We start from the raw sequence: 21,096 nt of genomic DNA on the forward strand, positions 1-21,096 counted from the left end.
AACTCACATGAAATTTATTTTTATAAAAATTAACAGCAGTTATTTTTGAATATAGAACGTTATGAAATAATGAATATGTATCAGGAAATTATTAATCTAATATTCTTCCATAGAATCTGCTGATGTCAAAATAAAATCCGGGAACCTTGTATTTGTCATTTTCAAATTCCTGATAATCACATTTTCCTTTCAGACTTTGCGATTTTGTTTCCATTTGAAACCTGTTTAAAAGGACATATTCATCAGTAACGGAAATGACATGAAAACCGGTCTCACATTTCAACCCATCACCTGAAGTAAGAATAGCGTTTAATAATCCGTGGAAATTTCCAGCGACTTTTTCAGCGGTGTTATCATCATTATTTAAATGATATAAATAAGCAAGATAATTCATGGCGCGCAGATCAAGTGGGTTTTCATCCAAAGCATCCAAAAACAATTGGATCCCTTTGGAAAGATCTTTTTGTGAAATACCTTCCCCGCGATAATATTTGGCTACTTCTTCAGCTTTCTTCCCTGTTTTATACGGTTGATAATCTTTTTGAAAAGTATAACCGAAGTAAAGGTGACGGTATTGGCTGCTTGTAAGAAGCGTATCGTTCTGTTTTAATCTTTTTAAAAGCTTCGGATAGTAATATTCTGAATTTTTATCCTCAATATTTTTTTGAATTGCAGCATAATCTGGTGCTTTAAATTCCATTTTTTGTGCATGCAGGAAAGTAAGCAGTGTTAAAAAGAATAAAGAGAAAAATGCTTTAATACTCATGGTTTGTATAAGGTTGTTACAATTTTTTGTGAGGCTAAAAATACGAAATATGCACCAATCGAATAATATCGACTTACTATTTGTAAAAAAAATAATAAAATATTATCAAAGTGTCACTTTGTGTCAATAAATTTACTAACTTTATTCGGAATTTGAGATGTTACCCCTGGCATTTGAAGGGGGTGAATGGGATTTTTAACTAAAAAACTATAAATATTAATGAGCAGTAGTATCCAAGATGAATTTAAAGTCTTCAAAGACGAATTAAGAAAGTTGAATATCGAAGTACAGAAAGTTGTAAAAGTAGGAAACGGTAGTATGGATTTCCACGAGGTTTTCTACAAATCACCGAGGTATGAAGAGGTAAAAAGTATATACGTCCAGCGTCATAACCTGGATAGTATGATTGAAAAATTTAAACAGGCCTATCATTAAAAAATAGAACGAGCGCCGCAGAGAATCTGCGGCGCTCAGTTTTTTATAACGTTATAGAGACTAATCTTTATCCAGTGTGGAGGTTTTCTTAGTATCTTTCATTCCGGCATAAACAATCAGGGAAAAAAGAATACAGCCAGTAATGTACCAGTAAAAGTATTCTTCAGAACCTATCTTTTTAAACCAAAGCGCAATATATTCAGCCGTGCCTCCAAATACGGCAACTGTAATAGCATAAGGCAGGCCTACACCAAGTGCCCTGATTTCCGAAGGGAAAAGTTCTGCTTTTACCACTGCATTAATGGAAGTATAGCCGCTTACAATAATTAATGCAGCCATAATCAGGAAGAAGGCTCCCCAGATTGAAGTAGTAGAACTCAATGCTGTAAGAAGCGGAACAGTACATAAAGTTCCCAGAATACCAAAACCTAAAAGAAGCGGTCTTCTTCCGATCTTGTCAGACAATCCTCCGAATACAGGCTGAAGACATGCAAAAATAAAGAGTGAAATAAAAGAAACCAATGTAGATTCTTCCTTGGTAAGATGTACGGTATTGACCAGGAATTTCTGCATGTAAGTTGTATAGGTATAAAATGCCAGTGTTCCTCCTAAAGTAAGACCTACAACGGTAAGCAGTGCCCTTGGATGCTTCAGAAGTTCTTTCACCGTTCCTTTTTTCTTTTCATTCACTTGTTTTTTATTCTCAAAAGCTTCCGTCTCATGAAGATTGGCACGGAGATATAATGCAATGACAGAAAGCATGGCTCCAATCACAAAGGGAATTCTCCAGCCCCATTCTTCAAGCTGGGCTTCAGTCAGCAATAATTTCTGTAAAATAAGCTGAATTCCCAAAGCGATCAGCTGCCCGCCAATCAGAGTAACATATTGAAAGCTTGAATAAAATCCTCTTCTGTCCTGTGTAGCCATTTCGCTGAGGTAGGTAGCTGAAACTCCATATTCACCACCAACACTCAAGCCTTGAAGTAATCTTGCCAGTAAAAGTAACAGCGGAGCTAAAATTCCTATGGACTGGTAAGTAGGCGTAAAGGCAATCAGTAAAGACCCGAATGACATAAGAAGAACAGAAAGTGTCATTGCTTTTTTTCTTCCCACCTTATCTGCAATACTTCCAAACATCCAACCTCCAATAGGGCGCATCAGAAAGCCTACTGCAAATATTCCTGCCGTATTCATCAGCTGTGCATTCAGATCAGAATCCGGGAAAAATGAATGTGAAAAATAAATGGCAAAGGCTGCGTAGGCATACCAATCATACCATTCAACAAGATTTCCGATAGATCCGCCTATGATAGCTTTGATTCTTTGTCCGGTAGTGATAGAGGATGAATTCATAAAGTAGTATTTCAGACAAGTTTTAGACTTCCAAGATACAAATTTCAGAAAAAATAAACCGCTCTGAAAAAGAACGGTTGAATAATAGGTAAGAATGATTTTTTAAAATCTATATCCAATGGAAAGCCCGCTTCTGAAGCCCGCCCAGGGACCGTCCACTTTTATTCTGGCACCACTGGCATTGGTTTCTACCGTATACTTCACAAAAGGAATATCAAGGTCTTCAATTTCTTTTTTAAGCTGTGCCTGCATGTCAGGAGTCAATACATAATCTGAGGTCATGGTAAAATCACCTTTTCCACTTCCGTAATGTGCTCCTGCAATCCAAAAATCCAGTACAAGATTCTGGCTTCTTGTTAAAAAGAATTGTACTCCGACCATCAGACCTCCGCTGTTTCCATTGGTATCTCCCTGGCCTCGAAGAGGGATTTGATAGGTCATTGCATTAGGACCATTGTAATCATAATAAAAATCAAAAGTATTGGATGTAACACTTGAATACCGATAATAAGGGGCAAAATAAAATCCTTTTCCATAGCCTTTACCAATATAAAATCTGGGTTCTATGGTAAAATTAGTGGCTTTTACTCTAAGATTCTGGAATCTTTTCTCATCTTCATCTTTCAGAAAGGCATTGATGAATGGCACTTTTCCTTCCGGCATCATTCCGAAACCGATGTTCACTGAAAGCCACTGGTTGATGACCCGCTCGTAAGACAGGTTAATATTTCTGAAAGCATAAGCTGTGACATTGGTCTTGATGATATTCATCTTTTCTGCTGAGCTGTTTTGATTTTCCTGAGCTCCCAATGCTGAAAAAAGAAAGCACGGAATTAATATGAATGCTTTTTTCATGACTTTATATTTTGTGATGTTAAAAAGTACCAGCAAAAAGCGGGCTGTATTTAACATAATAATAAAAATTTAAAGAAAAATTATTGATAAATCTTTAATGTTAACAACAGTCAATGTAATATACAGCGGGGATTGATTGTCCTAACAGTATAATTCATCTTTTGATATGAAAAAAACTATTTATACCATATTCTTTCTTTGCGGAGTTTTTGCTTTTGCCCAGGAGAAGAAAAACGATACAGCCGATGTTGCAGCAACAAAAGATATTCAGGAAGTTATTTTAAAATCACAACGTAAAAAACAGTTTGCAGATAAAGCTGTTTATACTTTTGATAAGGAGGCATTGGAACGAGCACGCTATGCTAAAGATCTGCTTCGTACCCTTCCGGAATTACAGCTGGATCCGGTATCGAATACCATTACCAGTACGAAAGGAGGAACTACACTATTTCTTATCAACGGGATTGAAGCTACAGATATGCAGATCCGAAGTGTAGCACCCAGCGAGGTAGTGAAAGTTGAGTATTATGATATTCCGCCGGCAAGATGGGCCACAAGGGCAGATACTGTAGTGAATATTCTGACGAGATCTACAGAAACAGGTTATGTTTTTGGTGCTGATGTTTCTACAGCCCTGAATACAGGATTTGTGAATGGATCTGCTTATGCTAATTATACCAAAGGGAAAAATAATTTCGGACTTGAATATTCCCTTAATCTGAGGGATTATGATGACCGAAGAGTAAACAGTATCTATGATTACCAGCTGAACGGAAAACATTACCGTTCTGATGAAAACAGGAAAGATCATTTCGGGTACACTTTCCAGAATGTTGCTTTACGCTATACAAGACTTGTTCCTGATAATTATGCTTTTCAGGCCAAACTGAATATGGATATTTTCAGCAGATTTTCAAAAGGAGTAGGGCAGAGTACCTTTAGTGAAGATGATCTGAAGGAAGAACATGCGATGTTTAAAAATAATGGTTCGGATTATGTGATTCCTAAGCTGGATCTTTATTACTCCAAAAAGATTGGTGAAAAAGATGAGCTAAGCATTAATGTAGTAGGTTCTCATTATACTACCAATACTTCAGAAACAGCAAAGGAGTGGATTGTGGGGTCAGGACTTTCGGTATATGATAATGATATGGTTTTAAAGGCAAAGCAAACGAGTCTGGTAGGAGAACTTGCCCATACACATGATTTTAAAGTAGGAAAACTTTCATCAGGATATCGTATTTCAAGGTCTTCTATTTCCAATGATCTGAATAACCTTGCCGGATATTCTCAATACAGTGTCAATTATCTGGAACAGTATTTTTATACCGAATTTGCTGGAAAAGTTGATAAATTCAGTTACCGCATCGGAGCGGGTCTTACGAATATTCATAACAAAAGCGCAGAGAATACCTTTGATGAATGGACTTTTACTCCGAAGGTTATTTTAGCTTATCAAATTAAAAACAATCAGAACCTTCGTTTTACAGCAAGTTATAATCCGGTAAGTCCATGGAGTAATGCTTTGAGTAGTAACGTTGTGCAGCTGGCTCCTAATATTGTACAAAGGGGAAATCCCTTTTTAGAATCTCAGCAGATATTTTCTAACAACCTGACCTATTCTTTTAATAACAAGTATTTTGATTTTAATGCAGGTTTGTTTTATCGGTATACCAACAGGGTAATCAATCAGTATTATGTTCAGGATGATATATTGGGAGGTTATGCACTGACTTATGAAAACGGGAAAAACGGACAGCGGTACGGAGTACAGCTTACAGGATCCTATAAACCTTTCGGGAATAATTTACTTGTTGTAAAAGCAGTAATTACACCCACTTCGGAAACTGTAAGAACAAGTACAGGTGCTTTGATCAAAAATGATTATTTAGGAAATTATTTTTCGCTTTCCTCAGAATATAAATCTTTCTCAATTCAGTATCAGTTCAATATTCCGGTGTATAGTCTTAGCGGTGCTTTCCTGAACACGAACGAAAATCAGAATAATATTTTTGTAAGCTATAAACGCAAAAACTGGACGTTTTCTACGGGAATGTACTGGATAGGAATGCCTTCAGAGTACAAAACGAAAAGTTTACCGGAAAGCTTAGTTGATTATAAAGTTCATACTCAGATTATGAATAATAAGTCAATGTTTGTATTAGGACTGAGCTATGACTTCTCTAAAGGGAAAAAGACAGAGATTCAGCGAAAGCTAAATAACGAAACAGCTCCTGCAGCTACTTTTTAAATGCAATTTTGAATGTTAATAAGAAATCCCCGCTCACTTGTAGGAGCGGGGATTTTACTTTTATTATTTCTTGATGAATTTTGTATTCTTGATGTCTGTAGCATTTTTTCCACTGATCTCTATGAAATAAGACGCTGGCGGAAGATCTGAGATTTGAATATTTCCGGATTTTACATCTGATGTTTTAACCAGCTTTCCATCCAGACTATAGATGTTTGCTTTGGAATAATTATCAGTATTTCCTTTGAAACCGATAAAATCCTGTGCAGGATTAGGATAAACAACCAGATTCTCTTTCTTTACAGCGTTGCTGGTAGCCAGGAATGTTTCGTTTAAAGCCAATGCAGTAGCTACCGTCTGGTTAATACTCAACAATGGAACACTGATATTTCCGCTGGTAGCATTTAGCAGAGCATATCTGTGAGATGCATCGTAATAAGCATAGGCTGTATTGGTAGCAGTTCCGATAGGGTTAGCATAAATAACATCAAAAGATGCATATAGATTAAAGTTCTGTGTATATTTTACTCTAAGAACATTGCTGTACGTTTGATTACCTATAATTAAGGTTCCATATGCATCAGCAATGGCAGACATTGTACCGCTGAACAATCCGTTGGCAGAAGACGAAGAGAAAGTTCCTTTGGCAGTGTCATTTTGGGCAGGTCCATAAGTTAGTGGGTAACTAATGTAAGTACCATTGTCAACACTAAAGTTTAAAGTGGCTTGTGGATTTACAATTCCCGTGATTTCCAGTTTAGTAGCAGAAGCTTTGTAATAAACAGTTGTTGCCCCATCTACCATTTTGATAGTGGAACCTGGAAAAGTGGCTATTTCAGTAGAAGAAGGAGTAGAATAAGTTGTTACTGAAGAAACTCCCATTGTAAGACCTCCGTTTGAAAATGTAGCGTTGGCTCCTGTTGCGGTGTTGTTTACGACTCCCGTTACATGGTTGTAATTGACAACGTTTCCAGAAATAGGGTCATTGGCTGCTTTTGTAAGCGTAATCTGCGCAGAAAACATTGCGGAAGCTCCTAATAAAAGGAGTAAAGATTTTTTCATAGTCAAGAATTTTTTTTGTTAAAAATAATTAAAAAATAGTATTGAAATGATAATTTTATTTGTTTTTAATTAAATTTTTAATAAAAACGCCTGCTGATCATATCAGCAGGCGGCTCTGTGCGTTAAAAATGTTTAAGTCTAATTGCTCATTACCATTTTTCGGTAAGTATAAATGTCTTCGATAGTCACGACGCTCATCCCTTTTTTGATAGCAAAGTCTACAATTTCAGGAAGTCTTGCCATAGAACCGTCCTCATTTGTCAGTTCACAAAGTACAGCATCATCACCCAGATTGGCCATTTTTACAAGATCTACACTGCCTTCGGTATGGCCGCGTCTTTCAAATACACCGTCTTTTCTGGCAATCAGGGGGAAAACATGGCCGGGGCTTGCAATATGCTCTGCCTGAGCACCTGCTGCCACAGCAGTTCTGATCGTTGTTACACGATCTTTTGCAGAAACACCTGATTCCACACCTTCTCTGGCTTCAATGGAAATGGTAAATGCGGTCTGATTTTTTGAATTGTTGTTTTCTACCATCGGACGAAGGTTGAGGTGATGGCTTTTTTCCTCAGAAATACATAAGCAGACGATACCGCTGCATTCGCGGATCAGAAGTGCCATATCCTGTTCTGTAATAGTGGAAGCGGGGAAGATGATATCTCCTTCATTTTCACGGTTTTCATCGTCTACCAGAAGAATACCTTTTCCCTTTTGTAGTGTTTGAAGTGCTTTTTCTACACGTTCTTTGGAGGTTGCTCCGAATTGTTCTAATAATTTTTCCATGTTATTTTACTTTTTAAAGTTAAAATAGTCTTCGGTACATGGAAATGAAATACAACGCAACAAGAGTCCATAAGGAATCTTATTGGTCATCTCATTTTCTTCTCCCATCCAGACTTTAACTGTCGGTTCCGGAATTTCACCAGATCAGTCCCTTCGTAAGAAAGGAGTCGCGGACTGTAACCGCCGGTAGGGAATTTCACCCTGCCCCGAAGAAAACTTATACTAAGTTTTGCTGTATGTTGTAATTTAAATTTTTATTTCATTGAATAGTATTTAACGCACAGACTGCTAATTTCGGGAAGTTTTTTGAAATGGGGAAGAATTTTTTCAGATTTATATCCTTTAAAAAGGATTATTAAAAGCTTTATATAGTTCTCAAAATTTTCTCCATCTTCTTTCCCTTTGCCAGCTCATCAATCAGTTTATCCATATAGCGGATATTTCGCATGAGTTCATCCTCTATTTCTTCCACACGATATCCACAAATGACGCCCTTAATCAATGAGACATTAGGATTCATTTGAGGAGCCTGATCAAAAAAAGCAATAAAATCATTCCTTTTATCAATCTGTTCCTGCAGGCCTTTTTCATCATAACCTGTCAGCCAGCAGATGATTTCATGAACTTCTGATTTTGTACGACCCTTCTTTTCTGCTTTTTGAATATAATGGGGATAAACACTGGCGAAAGCCGTTGTGAAAATTTTGGTATTCTGCATGAATTTATTGTTATTAATTAATGCCCAGATGCAAGTTTTAATTACCACTTCCAGATCTGAGGCTCATCTTTCCAGACCAGTAATCTGAATTCTTCATAATGCTTTCCATTTCCGATGGTGTGGGTATCTCTATTTCCTTTTCCCAGTTTTAATTTGTGTAAAATACCTGAATGTGCGGCTACCCATAGGGTTTCTTCGTCATCAGAAAGTGCTATTCCTGTAATGGTAGAACCCAGGAAGTGTTTCCACAGCTGATTTCCCTTTTTATCAAAGGCTTTGATATAACCGTAGGCGTCTCCAAGGATGTAGTTATCTTTTATGGCAACACCTTCATAGACTCTCATCTCCTCATCAATGAAAGTAAAATCTTCACTTTCTGTATATGCTTCAATATCAGCTCCTACATATTGATCAGCATTAATTCCTATGGTAATTCCGTTATAAAAATGGCAGGAGTTTGTAATCAGCTGGCTGTCATCCTTTGCAAAAAGACAAAAATGTGGGTAAGATGATTGAGGTCCTATAGATCCTACTGTATTGCCCTCATGATCTAATATTCTGTGATCATAACACTGATCTCCAACCACGATATAAGAATTGTCGTTGGATAATGATGCATTTTCCATATCAATCTGAGAGCTCCAGTCTTCTTCATTGTCCTCATTAATGGGATGAATGAGTTTTTTTTCAGTATTTGAAACCAGAAAAATTCCGTCTGAGGAAACAATTACTATTTTGTTTCCATCATTGAAAGGATACATATCAGTAATCCCAAAATCTGGGTTTTCATCCAGTTCAAATTCATTGATGAGGTCTCCGTTCCAACCTTTATATAAAGATATTTTATGAGAGTCTGCAATGGCGAAAATGTTTCCCCGTTTGGATTTTCCAATGGCGCGGATGTTTTCATCAAGTTTTGTGGTAATATCTTTATCAAGAATATAAGCCTGTCTTTTTTCATATGAAGTGCCTGTCATGAAAACAATTTTTTCATCAGAGATAAAGTGCATATGTTCAATATTCTGAGCCTTATTTTCCATTAAAGAAATGATAGGAGCATGGGCAGGAGGGAAATGTTCCCTGAAATTTTCTGTGTCTTTGTTCTTGTTAGCTGTTTTAAGCAGTTCAAAAACTTCGCGGGCTATATTTCCTCTTTTATCTTCGGGTTCTTCACCTTTCCAGTTTTCCCAGCCGTTTTTTTCACCAAACTCAACCATTTCATTGATTTCTTTTGCATAGCGTTCCCCTTCTGAGAACCATTCTTTTTGGATTGTAGTGTTGTACATTGAACTTTTTATTTTAAAATTTTATTGAAAATGAGGTTGTATTCCTTATCAACTAACTTACAAAAAATCTAATGATTCTTATAAGATAAAAAACAATCCTGGTAATTGGAGTTGTTTATTTTTGTGGATAACCTCAAGAATTAGTTTTAAATAATGTCTGCGAATACTTGCTGAGTAATAAGGTTAAAAAAAATGTGGATAAGTTATCCACAGAACTTATCCACATGATTTTTTATTTTAAAAATTTTTCAAAAATTCAATATTATTTTAAATTATTGAATTTTAATATATTATATGTACTTTTTTTAATGGGCTGAAAACTTATCCATACTTTATCCACAGATGTAAATGGAGTGTTGAAAAGTTATCCACAAATATTTAAAGATGTGGACAACTGTTTGTTTTTGATTTAATTATTTTAAAATCAATTATTTAATTGGATATTTGTTGGTGTTCTGAAATTGTATCTCATACTTATCCACAAAATTTATAATTCTAATGGGTTAATGATAGTAAATGATTTTTTGTTGACTTGGTAGAATATTCCATTCTCGGTAGACTGAAGGTTTTTAAATTCCGAATGCATTTGGTAGAATTCATCTGATTGAAGGTTCCAAATAAAAAAACTTGTTTTGTCTTTATAGGTTGAATGAAATATAATATTTCCAGCATTGGTAGATACAGATTGAGAACCTATGCATACAGGTGGAATTTTATAGCTGACAAGATTAAAGTTGTTTACATCCAACTCCTGCAACAGAAAATTTCCATAACCATTAAAAACTATTTTTCCATTTCCCAAATTGGCAACACAATAGCAATCGATAAGTTGGTCTTGTAAATTACTTGAGTTAAAACCAAAAACATGTTCCCCATTAAGATTAAATACTGCTAATGCATCACAGTCAGGTTTATCGCCTCTTAAAACACCTTCATCAAAATACGATACTATTATTTTTTTGCCATTTATCTTAATGTCATTAATTGAAGTACCAATATTAAATTTTACATAGGGTTTTCCTGTATAGTCAATAATTAAAGCATTTTCTATTGAGGTTGGACGATGAAGTACAATTAAAATTTTTTCTTCATTAATGATTTTAGCCATTAAGATATCAACTCCTAATTCTAATGGCGTTTCTGTGCCGGAGATTACAATTTTGTTCCTAGAGGTTATGGCAATAAAATTCCCGAGCTCATTAGTTGAAAGGTATTTGATGTTCTCCTGAAATAAATCGAGTTTTATGGTTTTAGTGGTCATAATGATGAGGTCAAACTATAAATTACTATCTTTTTAAGTGATAGAAAAGATATACCTTTTACTGCTTGTCTTTATAAATATTCCAGAAGTTAAAATCGGTCATAGGAGCGTCTGTTATTCCGATATTTCGCCCCATAGTTACGATTTGCCCTCTGTGATAAGTCCCGTGAAGAATGGCATGCTGAATGTATTCATATTTTGAAAAATCACACTGAAACCATTGGGATTCTATCTTTACATTCTTTGAAAGATCATCTTCAGAGAGACTTTCCACATAATCTACCAGTTTTTGTGAATTGTTTTTAATAGCATTGAAAACATCTTCCTTGTCTGTAGTTTCTGTAGTTTTAGTAAAATCAAAATCATTTTTTTCAGAAATATGACTCCACCAGTATTCCTGGGTCTGCCAGATATGATGTAAGGTTTTTAAGATTGTCGGAAAACTTGAAATTGTTTCCTGATTAAGCTGCTCGTCAGACTTTGTGGATAACCAGTCGATGTATTTGTTGACTACCCAGTTGTTGTACTGTACACTTTTGTTGACTAATGCTTTTAAGCTCATAATATTAGTATTTAGTTGGTTTAAAATAAGGTATTATAATCCGAAATGCCGGTCGTTATCCGTATTTTCAGGATTAATGAGTGCTTTGTTACTGTATGTTGCTGCTTCAAAATCACTGATGTTTACAGAAAGAAAAGAAATGTCAGGGAGTAATTCTGAAAGCCTCATACTAATCTGTTTTGAAAGATGGGCTTTTTGTTCCGTATTACGTCCCTGCATAATATATCCGAAGACATGCAGAAAATTTTTCTTACCTGTACCTAATCTGTAATACTGATAGGGCTGAAGCCTCACTTTGATATCATTGGGTGCAAACAAACCTGCTGCGTCAGCTGTTTCATAAACGGCATCCATTAATTCTTCAGATGTTCTCAGCTGAAGAATATCCTGTGAACAATCTATAATGAAATGAGGCATAGATTATATTTTGTGGGTTGATTTTGAGTAAGATAAAAATAATAAAAAAATCAACGGATATTCAAAATAAAAACCACACTGAAAACAATGTGGTTGGAAAACAGGTGTTTTTTACTTTGTAATTCGCAGTTTTATTGAACTGATTTTTTGATACTGTATTGTGGTTTTACAATATTGGTCATATCGAGAATAATATCATAAAGCCCATCTTCATTGATTGAGAAATCATAGGCATCAAAGGCAATACTTTTATTATCATTATTCAGTCCGAGGCTGTATCCCCAATCATTATTAAACCTGAATTTTAAATTACCTTTATTAAGTTTATATTTTTTAAGAAAATAAATATTCGGGGCTTTAGGATCTGTCTGCAGTGGAATATCTTTTCCATCCCAGCCGTTAGGAGTTGCATTTCCAATGATTCCCCAGGTAAGATTTTGTGTTTGTTTTTTAGCTGTTTTCACAGTTCCGTCCCAAAACTGAATGACAACAGTATCTATTTTACCGTTTTGATCAGGTTTAAATGTGCAGGAAAATTTTTCATCCAGTTGAAATGATGTCTTGCTTTTTGGTAACAAGGCGTTTCTGGGATAACTACCTTCTTTGAAAATTAGTTGTCCGTCAACACTTTTTATATAGAAGTTTGATTTTTCAGTAGAATAAACTCCTTCCAGTTTTTTTAAATCGTCCGCACTCACTTTTGCAATTGCCGGAATGCTGTAAGGTTTATTGTACAGTATCTTTTCTACCAGCGGAGTAATAAAATCAGTGTGCGATAATTCTGAATTTGAAATTACAATCAGACAAATATCATCTTCCAGGATTCTGTAATATCTGCTTCTGTAACCCGGCCCGCCACCATCATGGCCTACCCGTTTTTTGTCAAAAACAGTAGAAATCTGAAACCCTAATCCATAATGATCTTTAAGGTAAGGTGTAAAAGCTTTATCTATCGTTTCTTTTTTCAGAATAGTATAATTCTTGAGTGCTTCATTAAATTTAAAAAGATCTTCCACCGTAGAATACATAGCTCCTGCACCAAAAGGATGGTCGGTTTTGAAACGCAATGCTTCGTTAGAATTATTATCTGATAAAAATTCATATCCCAATGCTTTATTTTCATCGGTAACATTATTGAAATTGAATCCACTGTTATTCATTTTCAGCGGCTTTAATATATTGTTTTCTATAACTTTATCATAATTCAGACCTGTTACTTTTTTAATAATATAACCGAGAATATAATACCCGGAATTGGAGTAATCCCAATCTTTACCCGGGGAAAAATTCAAAGGCTTTGCAGAAATATACTTTAAAAATGTCTCTTCATCTACAGTATACTCTGAGTTTGTATCATTGGGAATTCCTGAAGTGTGAGAAAGCAGATGAGCAATGGTAATGCTGTCACCTTTCGGAAAGTCAGGATAATATTTTGAAAGTTTGTCATTCAAAGATAATTTTCCCTGTTCTTCCAGTTGAAGAATAATTGTTGTGGTGAACATCTTTGTGGTAGAGAAAACCCTGTAAAGGCTGTTATTGGTATTTTTCTCTTTCTTTGGAGCATTTCTGTAGCCGTAGCTTTTTTCAAAAATAATCTTTCCTTTTTCAGCAATCAGGACAGAACCGCTGAAAAGGCCGGCTTTTTCATACGTTGAGAATAATTGTTCCAGCTGCTGGGTTCTCTGAGAAAAAAGAGGAGTGGCTGCAAGTAATAAAATAAGGCACGCTACAATAGATTTCATTTATTTTTTTTAAATAAGACACTTTTAGGTGTTGTAATATTACATGAAATTTCAAAAATTTTTGTTAATGGTCAATTTACCCATAAAGCATATCTTGTATTTTAATACCACATTTTTTTATTTCATCAGTTATTTCGTAAGCTTTAGTTATAGTGATCCAGTTTACAATTCTGATTTCGTTACCATTTTGTATAAAAACAACAGAATAGGTTGAACCACTTATTGAAAAATGATAGCGGACACCGAATTTATACTTTTCTACCTGGAAGTCTTTTATCTGAACCTCATCAATTTCCTTCTTCAGATAGACTCTGGGGCTTGTAAACAACTTGTTTTTATATCGGACTGTTATTTGTTCGGGTTCAATAGTGAGAATTGTTTTTCCAAAGGTATTCCACAGCCAGATATACAGGAATAGGATGAAAAAAGCGATAAAAGGAATGACGGTTGAAATATAGTTTAAAACAATATAAACCCCTTCCTCCTGAATGCTCATGAGGGGAATAATAATCAGAATAATAAAAGAGAGTATGAATAATCCTAGCCCCAATATAAGCGTTACTGCCCAATTGGTTTTATTTTTTATAGTAATGATTAATGGCATTATTAAATGTATATTTTATTTACTACCTATTTTTGTATTCAATGTTATTGTCTTGATTTTCCAAGCTGTATTATTTGATTCTTTATATCTTAAACGGATGGTTAAGACTTCATTTTTGATTCCTGCATTTTCAAATAAATTTTCAGGATAAAGTTCATTAGTATTTTTTAAGGTGCTTTTAATTTTATCCTGTGGTACTTTTATTGTGCAGGATTTATTATTATTTAGATTGGTATATAATAGTTTGTTATTTTGTATTAGGGTTATGATATAAGGATGATCTTTTTTATCGTTGATAGAAATAATGGTACCAAGCGATGTTATTTTTTTTCCGGTATTTTTATTATACAAAATATATTCTGCAGGTTGGCAGCATCCTGATACAAGACTATTTTCAATAAGAAACGAAGTTTTATATTCTGTCCAACTTCTATATCCTAGTCTTCCGGTCAATTCAATGAATTCTTTTTCAAGTTCAAATATTTTCTTTTTAATATTCCCTTTTTGAAAAGTTATCCATGAAGTATTACAGTCATATTCCCAATATATCCTGGCTCCATTTTGAAATTGAGTTGGCTGACAGGATATTAAATTTTTTAACTCAGTTTTTTTTAAACAATTACATTTTTGTCCGTCAACCCAACTTAAGAAAAAAAATAGAATGAGTATAAATGAGAGTTTCATGATATTGGCAGGCTTATTTAAAATTTAAATATTTTTTTTCATACAACTTTGTCTTCTCAAGACCGAAATTATTAACTCTGACTGTTGGTGAATCTATTTTACAGTTTGGAAGATTATCATAAATCTGATCTGTTAATTTTAAAATTCCAGAGGTAGTTTTATCATTAAATTCATAATTTTTTTGCTCAGTAATAACTTCCAGTCCCGACTGTCCGCCATAAGGCTTTATGGGGAATGTGAATCTGTTTACTGTAGTAATTTCATCCCATTTTATAAACTCTGTTATATTTTTTTGTTTAAAATAAAACCCTTCGTGTGTGTATTGAAAGATCCCGTCATCATCATGCAGTCTGTCCATTTCTTTTTCAACCGAATCATAATCCTCTTTTTCAACGGGAGAATAAAGTTTTGCTATCGAAAATATAATAACAGCAAAGCACAGAAAAATAACAGCAAATGTAATTTTTTTGTCGTCAAAAATAGGATAGTTATAAAGGGTCAGAATTAAGACAAGACAGGTGACGGCAATTATTTTTTTCATGGTTGTAGATTAGTTCGTTTTATTTTTTGCTTTTTAATTGAAAAACATTTCCTTCCGGATCAGTTCCGTCACAGAGCCAGAAAGGGTAGTTCTCAAAAGTTTTGATCTCTCTCATCGGAATGTTTTTTGAGACCAGTTCATTTCTTGCAGATTCTATATCAATGTCAATTTCAAAAACGAGTTTGGTATTGTTGTCGAAGAGATATCCGGCTTCTATTTTTTCAAGATACTGATCTCCTATTTTATGTAATCCGATATGGGCACCTCCGGCATCAAGCAACACCCAGCCTGGATCTTCCTCAATCACTTTCAGATTAAAATAATCCACATAGAAGTTCCTAAGCAGCTGCACATTTTTTACATACAGAATAATAGTTTCAAGCTGGGCATTCATGTCCTGACTGTTTTAAGATTAAGCTTCGTAAATAAGTTGTACCACACCGGATTTAAAAACATTAGTGGCTACCAGTTTTAAATTTAATCTTTCCTTTACATCTTCAAAAAGAGGTTTGCCTTTTCCTAAAGCAACCGGATGAACAGAAATTCTGTAGGTATCAATCAGGTTATGCTGGATAAATGTTTTAATAAGGCTTGCACCTCCATACAGCCAGATATCTTTTCCACCCTGTTTTTTTATTTCAGACACTTTTTCCACAATGTCAGAACTTATAAACACTGCATTTTCATCTTCTCTGTTTTGACTGGAAAACACAAATTTATTTTTTGAATGTACCGCTTCCCAGAGTTTTTGTTCTTCCGGACCTGCATTTTCTTCCGGCTGATAATTTCCCCATGCATCATAGCTTACTCTCCCGTAAAAAATAGAGTCTATCCCTGCCAGAAACCCGTCAAAATCCATATCATCATCCATGATACACCAATCAATTTCTCCATTGGGCCCTTCAATAAATCCATCTAAAGTAGTGGCCAGATCTAATATTACTTTTTTCATTTTAATCATTAAAATATTTGTCATTGATACTGCCTTCAAATTCATTTGAAATGGTATTTCCCAGTCTATATCTGAATTTTGTTTTAAAATTACCACTCAATCTAAGGACAAATACAGTGGCAATTTCTTGTGGTTTTAAAACGAAATACTGAATACCCATTGAACAAGGGTATTTCCTATAACCATGTATTTTTTTCCATTGATGCTCATTATCTAAACCTTCCAATTCCAAAGCGACATTATTACCAAAACCAATTACCCGTTCTTTTTTTTCTGCGTTATAGAGGGTAACAGGAAATCCATCGTAATAATTGACAATTTCGGGAATCTTTTCCGAAAGTTCAAAGCCGGCATTCAGACTATCTATTTTTGCATAATATTCAGCCAATTTTATTTTGGTAGTATCAAAATTGATTCTGGTAAGTGGTGTCATCTGTGAGGTATCTACAAAGATATGAAGGTCATCATATTGTCGTTTCTTAAATTCATCATTGAGGGCTTCAAAGTTTTCAGATCTATAGTTCTGAGACAATAGTTTATTGTGTTGGTCATTTTCAACATATTCAATTGAAATGTTTTTAACTAAGGGACCGATGTACTGAATTTCTTTGTAATCAAAAAGAAAAATATCATCTGTCCTCATAATATTGATATTATTTACATCTTCTTTGTAGCTATAATTGGGATATTTTATGTTTTGTGACCATAAAAAACAGGAAAGAAGAACAAAATAAAGTGCTATATATTTTTTCATCAGTTAAAAGTTTTTATAAAATAGTAAAACCGTTCTTACAACGGAACGGTTTTAAATATATTGTCAATGTAAACCGGAAAGACAGATTAACGGTATGGCAGATTGATTTCTTCAATTTTTGCTCTCAAATCTCCAATGGTATAAGTTTCTGAATTACATTGAATTTCCGGAATATCATGTTTGGATAGGAAATCATTCAAATCATCACAATCTTGCAGGATATTAAATTCCTTGTTATCTAAATCTAAAACAATTCCTTTGGTTTTCCCATTGATGGAGTAGGTAAGAGGACTTAATGTACCTAAGAATGCTTTCGACCATAAGCCTTTCATATTTTCTTCAAAATAAATGAACCTCCCATAATTCAAAACTTTACAAAATCTTGAATATTGATCCGGATCATATCCATTGTCTTTCTTGTTGGTGTATTTTCTATAGGTTTGAAAATACATTTCTCCTTTATGCGAAACGGCTAGTGGAAATTTAACTCTTTTATTCTTTTGCTTAAAGTAAAAAAAAGCTTTGTCCGGCAGATCAAGAGAATCACATTTTTCACAGGCTTTGAAATATACTTCTTCGGTGGAAGACGGTTTTTTATTTAAAACATCTTCAAGGGTCATATAAATACCTTCAGGGAAATCTCCTTTTTTTATGAATTGATATTGTTTTTCCTGGCCGACAGCAATGTTAAAAATAAAAAGTAAACAAAATAAAATATAAGGTTTCATGAAAGTTTTATTAGTTTTTCAAGGGCTAAATTACAAAAAGTGGTGAAAATTTATTCCGTATCATTATAAGAATTGACTTTATAAATCAGTTGGAATTTTACAGTGCCTTTTTTTGAATGGGGATATTTTTCTTTGTTTACCTGCTTTTCAAATTCTTTCATAATTTCCAGATCAAGATCATCTTTAACGGCAAATTGAATGTCGTTTTTCTTTTCTCCCAGTTCAAACTGAACCATTATTTTTCCTTCATTTTTAGAGTTCTGAAATAAATTTTCAAAAATTCTGTTCGTTTTTTCCATAACAGATTTCATATCCTCCACCGAAGAGTTGGCCTGTAATTCAGGATCACTGCTTAACAATATTACTTTTTCAAGTTTGGTTTCTTTGTTTCCTTTATCGGTAATATAAACCTCATTTCCATTTTGATACGTTTTGAAAGTACCATTCGTTTTATATGTTCCGTTGTCAATAGGGTTATGGTAAGTATTTTTATTAGGAATTTCATCCAGCCAAAATAACTTCATATTTTTTTTCAGAGAGTTTAAAATATACAGATGGTTTTCGGTCTGCAGCACAAACAAGGGCTCTTCAATATCAAATGAAATGGTTGACCAGTAATATTTCAATTCATCTTCATTGGCTTTTCGTATCTGAAATTTTCCGGAAACTTCTTTTTTTACTTCATCCCAAATCTTTTTGGAGTCCTTTAGGTTCTTGGACATTTTTCCTTCTATCTCCATATCGTCAATATGAAAAATTAGACTATCCGGAATACTTTTTAAACTTTCAAAATTTTTAAACCTTTTCCAAAGCGTTGGACCTATGATTAAGTTATCTCCCAACAGATCATCATTGGTCGTATTCGTAAGGCTTTCGGTGAGTAGTTTTTTTGCTTTTTCATTTATTTTGTCATCAGCATAATTATAAACTACTCCACCGGGAATAGTTATTTTCTCTGTGACTTGTGCTTTGACTGAGTTTACGATAAATAATAAGAGTAGAAGGATTTTTATTTTCATGGGTTGTTTTTCATGGGCATAAAGTACAAAAATTGTGCTTTATATTTTTTCTGATGTTAATGTTTTGCTGCAGATATTATTTTCTAAACTGCAAAGTCTGAATAGCCTTTAAAAGTTCAATCTGATTTTCCTTTTTTAGGTTTGTTCCGTATAAATTGAAACGGATTTTTCCTAAAGATACTGTCTTAATGCTGTCGATATAAACTCCTGTCATCCCTTTTCCAACTTGTTTTGGTTCTAATATTTTTGCCTTGTACCCATCAATTTTTTTATAGGCTATTTTACTTTTGATGAAATCCTCCTGATTTGCATTTTCATTGAGGATTATAAATGCGGTAGTATCAGCTTCTGGATTTACTTTTAAAAGTTCGTTCAAATCTTTTCTGCTAATAATTGCACCTGTAGGTTCTTCCAATGAGCTTGAATAAGGTCCGTAATCATAAAAAACAGAATCGTTATTTTTGGTGACGATGATTCCGGCATTGCTATCGTAAGCATCCGTTTTTAATTTGTTCCAGGTTTTTGGAGCCTGAATTTTAAAACTGCCAAAGTCCATTGATTTCGTTTTTTGTGAATGCTCAGAACAACTCAGTATAATAAAAGAAATTATAATGAATAAGGATATGTTTTTCATGGTTAGTTATTGTTAACATCAGAAATTTAGCTTCACTTTTTGTACTTCTGCTGTATTAGGTTGATCTATTTTGTTTGGTAAAACCCAATCTACATAAAGTTCTTTATTCTCAACATATATACTGTCAATACAATAATGGGGAAACAGGCTTGAACAGTTTTTCCAGTGTTCTCCCAGGTATTGTTTCTTCTTTCCAGTAATATTTTCTGCAACTAATTTATAAGGGAGAGAGTCTGTTTCATAGATAACAATGCCGTTTACTTTATCATAAGCCAGAGTATTTTCATATAACTTGACCTCGTTATTGTTAAATGGCAAAATTAAATCTGTCCACGTATCACTCCCATTTGAATGTTTGAGACACATATATTGATCATTGCTCCATTGTAATTTCGTTTTGTGATCAAGGTAATTGTTACTAACTGGCTTTGAAGAACGATAAGTCTTTTTTCCATCACTCCAGTGTAGAAAAGAGGTTGAATCTGTTGCCTTAACGATTTCAAATGTGTGCTTAGAATTAATAGTTTCAATTTTATCTGATGAATGACAACCCAGGATGACAGCGCAAAAGAATAATAAGAAGAGAGATTTCATGGTTTTGATTAGTACTCAAATCTACATATAAATGTTAGAATAGTAATATTAAGATTAAAAATAAAATACCGTTCTGTTTTTCAGAACGGTATGATAAAATTTCTAAATATTTTTATTTGCAAATTAAACATTCGCTGCCTCTTTCAATGGTATTGCACCAGGTGGATTTTCTGACAATATATGACGTGGGGCTAATTTCCTTTCGGACAGTTTGTAACTGCGATTCGGCTTCAAGTTTTGAGGTGTATCCCATCAGAACTGTTCTGAATGAGCTCCCTTTTTTAATTATATTTGAATTCTGGTTAATCTTAATTGCTTTGCCAAGATTGATATTGGCTCTATCTATATCATTATCACCTGCTGCTATAATAAACCATTCAGCATTATTGGGAGTACTTGATAATGGGGTCTCGAATAAATCTACTTTTCTTTGGTTCTCTTCATTTTGTTTTATCTGTTTGGGAGTTGGGTTTGCTTTCAGAGTGTCTTGTTTTAAGTTGCTCCGTGCTTCTACATAATCGTCATACTCCTGTTTAATAGTAGCATAATAATTGGTCCAGGATTTTTTCATTTCACCGCTTGGAGCTACTATGGAAAGGTATTTTGCAAGCTGAAGTCTTACCAATGGTTTTTCTTCGTTTTTAACATCGTTTACGTATTTATCAAAATATTGAAGTTCTTTAATATCCTGATCCCTCTCTTTAAATAGATCCGTTACAATTAAAGTGACAGTACTGATAGCAAGAGTTATGATCACCCATTTGAAGTAGTTTAAAAATTTCTCAAGTTTATCTGGATCTAAGCTTCCTTTTTTAATCAGATAATACACTATAAAAATGGACAGCAAACCTATCACAATAAAGAACAGGTATAGATAGAATGAAACGGTTCCGGTATTTGATAACATGGTATAAGTTTTTATGGTTAGTAAATTTCTGATCATGTTTTGTTTCAAACATTCAATAATCAAAATTACCAAGCATAAGCTTACCTGTCAATAACCCTTTTGTGGTAGATTATATAAAAAAACATTCTGGTTTTCAGAACAATTTTGAATGAATCTATTAATTTTTTGATAATAACTGATCCCAT

At 34.0% G+C, this 21,096-nt stretch carries 24 protein-coding genes and 1 riboswitch; of the genes, 2 read left to right on the plus strand and 22 right to left on the minus strand.

What is annotated here, in order from left to right; genetic code table 11:
* Positions 1-91 precede the first annotated feature (91 nt).
* Positions 92-766, minus strand: a complete 675-nt coding sequence (locus SFA27_RS02970; protein ID WP_407296183.1) for a DUF4919 domain-containing protein — start codon at positions 764-766, stop codon at positions 92-94.
* Positions 767-985: 219 nt separating this feature from the next.
* On the opposite strand from SFA27_RS02970, the gene SFA27_RS02975 reads away from it, so the two are divergent.
* Positions 986-1,201, plus strand: coding sequence for a hypothetical protein (locus SFA27_RS02975; protein ID WP_034696179.1), 216 nt, complete (start codon positions 986-988; stop codon positions 1,199-1,201).
* A gap of 60 nt (positions 1,202-1,261) precedes the next feature.
* On the opposite strand, the gene SFA27_RS02980 is transcribed toward SFA27_RS02975, so the two are convergent.
* Together SFA27_RS02980 and SFA27_RS02985 are read right to left on the minus strand one after the other, a co-directional pair.
* A complete protein-coding gene (locus tag SFA27_RS02980; protein WP_047379195.1) occupies positions 1,262-2,554 on the minus strand; it encodes an MFS transporter in 1,293 nt (430 codons plus the stop codon).
* Positions 2,555-2,656: 102 nt separating this feature from the next.
* On the minus strand, positions 2,657-3,409 hold the full coding sequence (locus tag SFA27_RS02985) for a DUF3575 domain-containing protein (protein ID WP_407296185.1): 753 nt from the start codon (positions 3,407-3,409) through the stop codon (positions 2,657-2,659).
* 166 nt (positions 3,410-3,575) lie between these two features.
* Between SFA27_RS02985 and SFA27_RS02990 the strand changes: the two genes are divergently transcribed.
* Positions 3,576-5,660: a TonB-dependent receptor domain-containing protein gene (locus tag SFA27_RS02990; protein ID WP_407296188.1), complete on the plus strand. Its 2,085-nt coding sequence runs from the start codon at positions 3,576-3,578 to the stop codon at positions 5,658-5,660.
* Between the two features lie 63 nt (positions 5,661-5,723).
* Here SFA27_RS02990 and SFA27_RS02995 read toward each other — a convergent pair whose 3' ends face one another.
* From SFA27_RS02995 to SFA27_RS03085, 19 genes are all read right to left on the minus strand, one after another.
* Positions 5,724-6,722, minus strand: coding sequence for a T9SS type A sorting domain-containing protein (locus tag SFA27_RS02995; RefSeq protein WP_407296190.1), 999 nt, complete (start codon positions 6,720-6,722; stop codon positions 5,724-5,726).
* Positions 6,723-6,860: 138 nt separating this feature from the next.
* A complete protein-coding gene (gene ribB, locus SFA27_RS03000) occupies positions 6,861-7,508 on the minus strand; it encodes a 3,4-dihydroxy-2-butanone-4-phosphate synthase (protein ID WP_047379189.1) in 648 nt (215 codons plus the stop codon).
* 92 nt (positions 7,509-7,600) lie between these two features.
* A riboswitch (FMN riboswitch) is annotated at positions 7,601-7,726 on the minus strand.
* Between the two features lie 146 nt (positions 7,727-7,872).
* Positions 7,873-8,226 (minus strand): DUF2200 domain-containing protein, encoded by a 354-nt coding sequence (locus SFA27_RS03005; protein ID WP_047379188.1) that lies wholly within the window; start codon positions 8,224-8,226, stop codon positions 7,873-7,875.
* Positions 8,227-8,267: 41 nt separating this feature from the next.
* Positions 8,268-9,512: a hypothetical protein gene (locus SFA27_RS03010; protein WP_264516910.1), complete on the minus strand. Its 1,245-nt coding sequence runs from the start codon at positions 9,510-9,512 to the stop codon at positions 8,268-8,270.
* Positions 9,513-9,999: 487 nt separating this feature from the next.
* A complete protein-coding gene (locus tag SFA27_RS03015; RefSeq protein ID WP_407296193.1) occupies positions 10,000-10,773 on the minus strand; it encodes a hypothetical protein in 774 nt (257 codons plus the stop codon).
* A 58-nt stretch (positions 10,774-10,831) separates the two neighbouring features.
* Entirely contained in the window at positions 10,832-11,335 is a 504-nt protein-coding gene (locus SFA27_RS03020; protein ID WP_047386154.1) for a DinB family protein, read from the minus strand.
* A gap of 33 nt (positions 11,336-11,368) precedes the next feature.
* Entirely contained in the window at positions 11,369-11,752 is a 384-nt protein-coding gene (locus SFA27_RS03025) for a 5-carboxymethyl-2-hydroxymuconate Delta-isomerase (protein ID WP_264516912.1), read from the minus strand.
* Positions 11,753-11,883: 131 nt separating this feature from the next.
* Entirely contained in the window at positions 11,884-13,494 is a 1,611-nt protein-coding gene (locus SFA27_RS03030; protein WP_407296195.1) for a serine hydrolase, read from the minus strand.
* A gap of 76 nt (positions 13,495-13,570) precedes the next feature.
* Positions 13,571-14,098, minus strand: coding sequence for a hypothetical protein (locus tag SFA27_RS03035; protein WP_407296197.1), 528 nt, complete (start codon positions 14,096-14,098; stop codon positions 13,571-13,573).
* Between the two features lie 15 nt (positions 14,099-14,113).
* The gene (locus SFA27_RS03040) at positions 14,114-14,782 is read right to left on the minus strand and encodes a hypothetical protein (protein ID WP_047379173.1); all 669 of its coding nucleotides are present in this window, start codon (positions 14,780-14,782) and stop codon (positions 14,114-14,116) included.
* A gap of 13 nt (positions 14,783-14,795) precedes the next feature.
* A complete protein-coding gene (locus SFA27_RS03045) occupies positions 14,796-15,323 on the minus strand; it encodes a hypothetical protein (RefSeq protein ID WP_407296200.1) in 528 nt (175 codons plus the stop codon).
* 19 nt (positions 15,324-15,342) lie between these two features.
* Complete coding sequence (locus SFA27_RS03050; RefSeq protein ID WP_264516917.1) at positions 15,343-15,717, minus strand: VOC family protein; 375 nt, start codon at positions 15,715-15,717, stop codon at positions 15,343-15,345.
* A gap of 18 nt (positions 15,718-15,735) precedes the next feature.
* Positions 15,736-16,275, minus strand: a complete 540-nt coding sequence (locus SFA27_RS03055; RefSeq protein ID WP_407296202.1) for a dihydrofolate reductase family protein — start codon at positions 16,273-16,275, stop codon at positions 15,736-15,738.
* Position 16,276: 1 nt separating this feature from the next.
* Positions 16,277-17,029 carry a hypothetical protein gene (locus SFA27_RS03060; RefSeq protein WP_407296204.1) on the minus strand — a complete coding sequence of 251 codons (753 nt, stop codon included), beginning with the start codon at positions 17,027-17,029 and terminating at the stop codon, positions 16,277-16,279.
* Positions 17,030-17,115: 86 nt separating this feature from the next.
* Positions 17,116-17,757: a hypothetical protein gene (locus SFA27_RS03065; RefSeq protein WP_407296206.1), complete on the minus strand. Its 642-nt coding sequence runs from the start codon at positions 17,755-17,757 to the stop codon at positions 17,116-17,118.
* A 50-nt stretch (positions 17,758-17,807) separates the two neighbouring features.
* Complete coding sequence (locus SFA27_RS03070) at positions 17,808-18,776, minus strand: hypothetical protein (protein ID WP_407296210.1); 969 nt, start codon at positions 18,774-18,776, stop codon at positions 17,808-17,810.
* A 76-nt stretch (positions 18,777-18,852) separates the two neighbouring features.
* On the minus strand, positions 18,853-19,332 hold the full coding sequence (locus tag SFA27_RS03075) for a hypothetical protein (protein ID WP_047379167.1): 480 nt from the start codon (positions 19,330-19,332) through the stop codon (positions 18,853-18,855).
* Positions 19,333-19,428: 96 nt separating this feature from the next.
* Positions 19,429-20,004 carry a hypothetical protein gene (locus SFA27_RS03080; RefSeq protein WP_407296212.1) on the minus strand — a complete coding sequence of 192 codons (576 nt, stop codon included), beginning with the start codon at positions 20,002-20,004 and terminating at the stop codon, positions 19,429-19,431.
* 112 nt (positions 20,005-20,116) lie between these two features.
* On the minus strand, positions 20,117-20,911 hold the full coding sequence (locus tag SFA27_RS03085; protein WP_156118491.1) for a hypothetical protein: 795 nt from the start codon (positions 20,909-20,911) through the stop codon (positions 20,117-20,119).
* Positions 20,912-21,096 lie beyond the last annotated feature (185 nt).

The organism is Chryseobacterium sp. HR92, from assembly GCF_045689405.1.
GTDB lineage: Bacteria > Bacteroidota > Bacteroidia > Flavobacteriales > Weeksellaceae > Chryseobacterium > Chryseobacterium viscerum_A.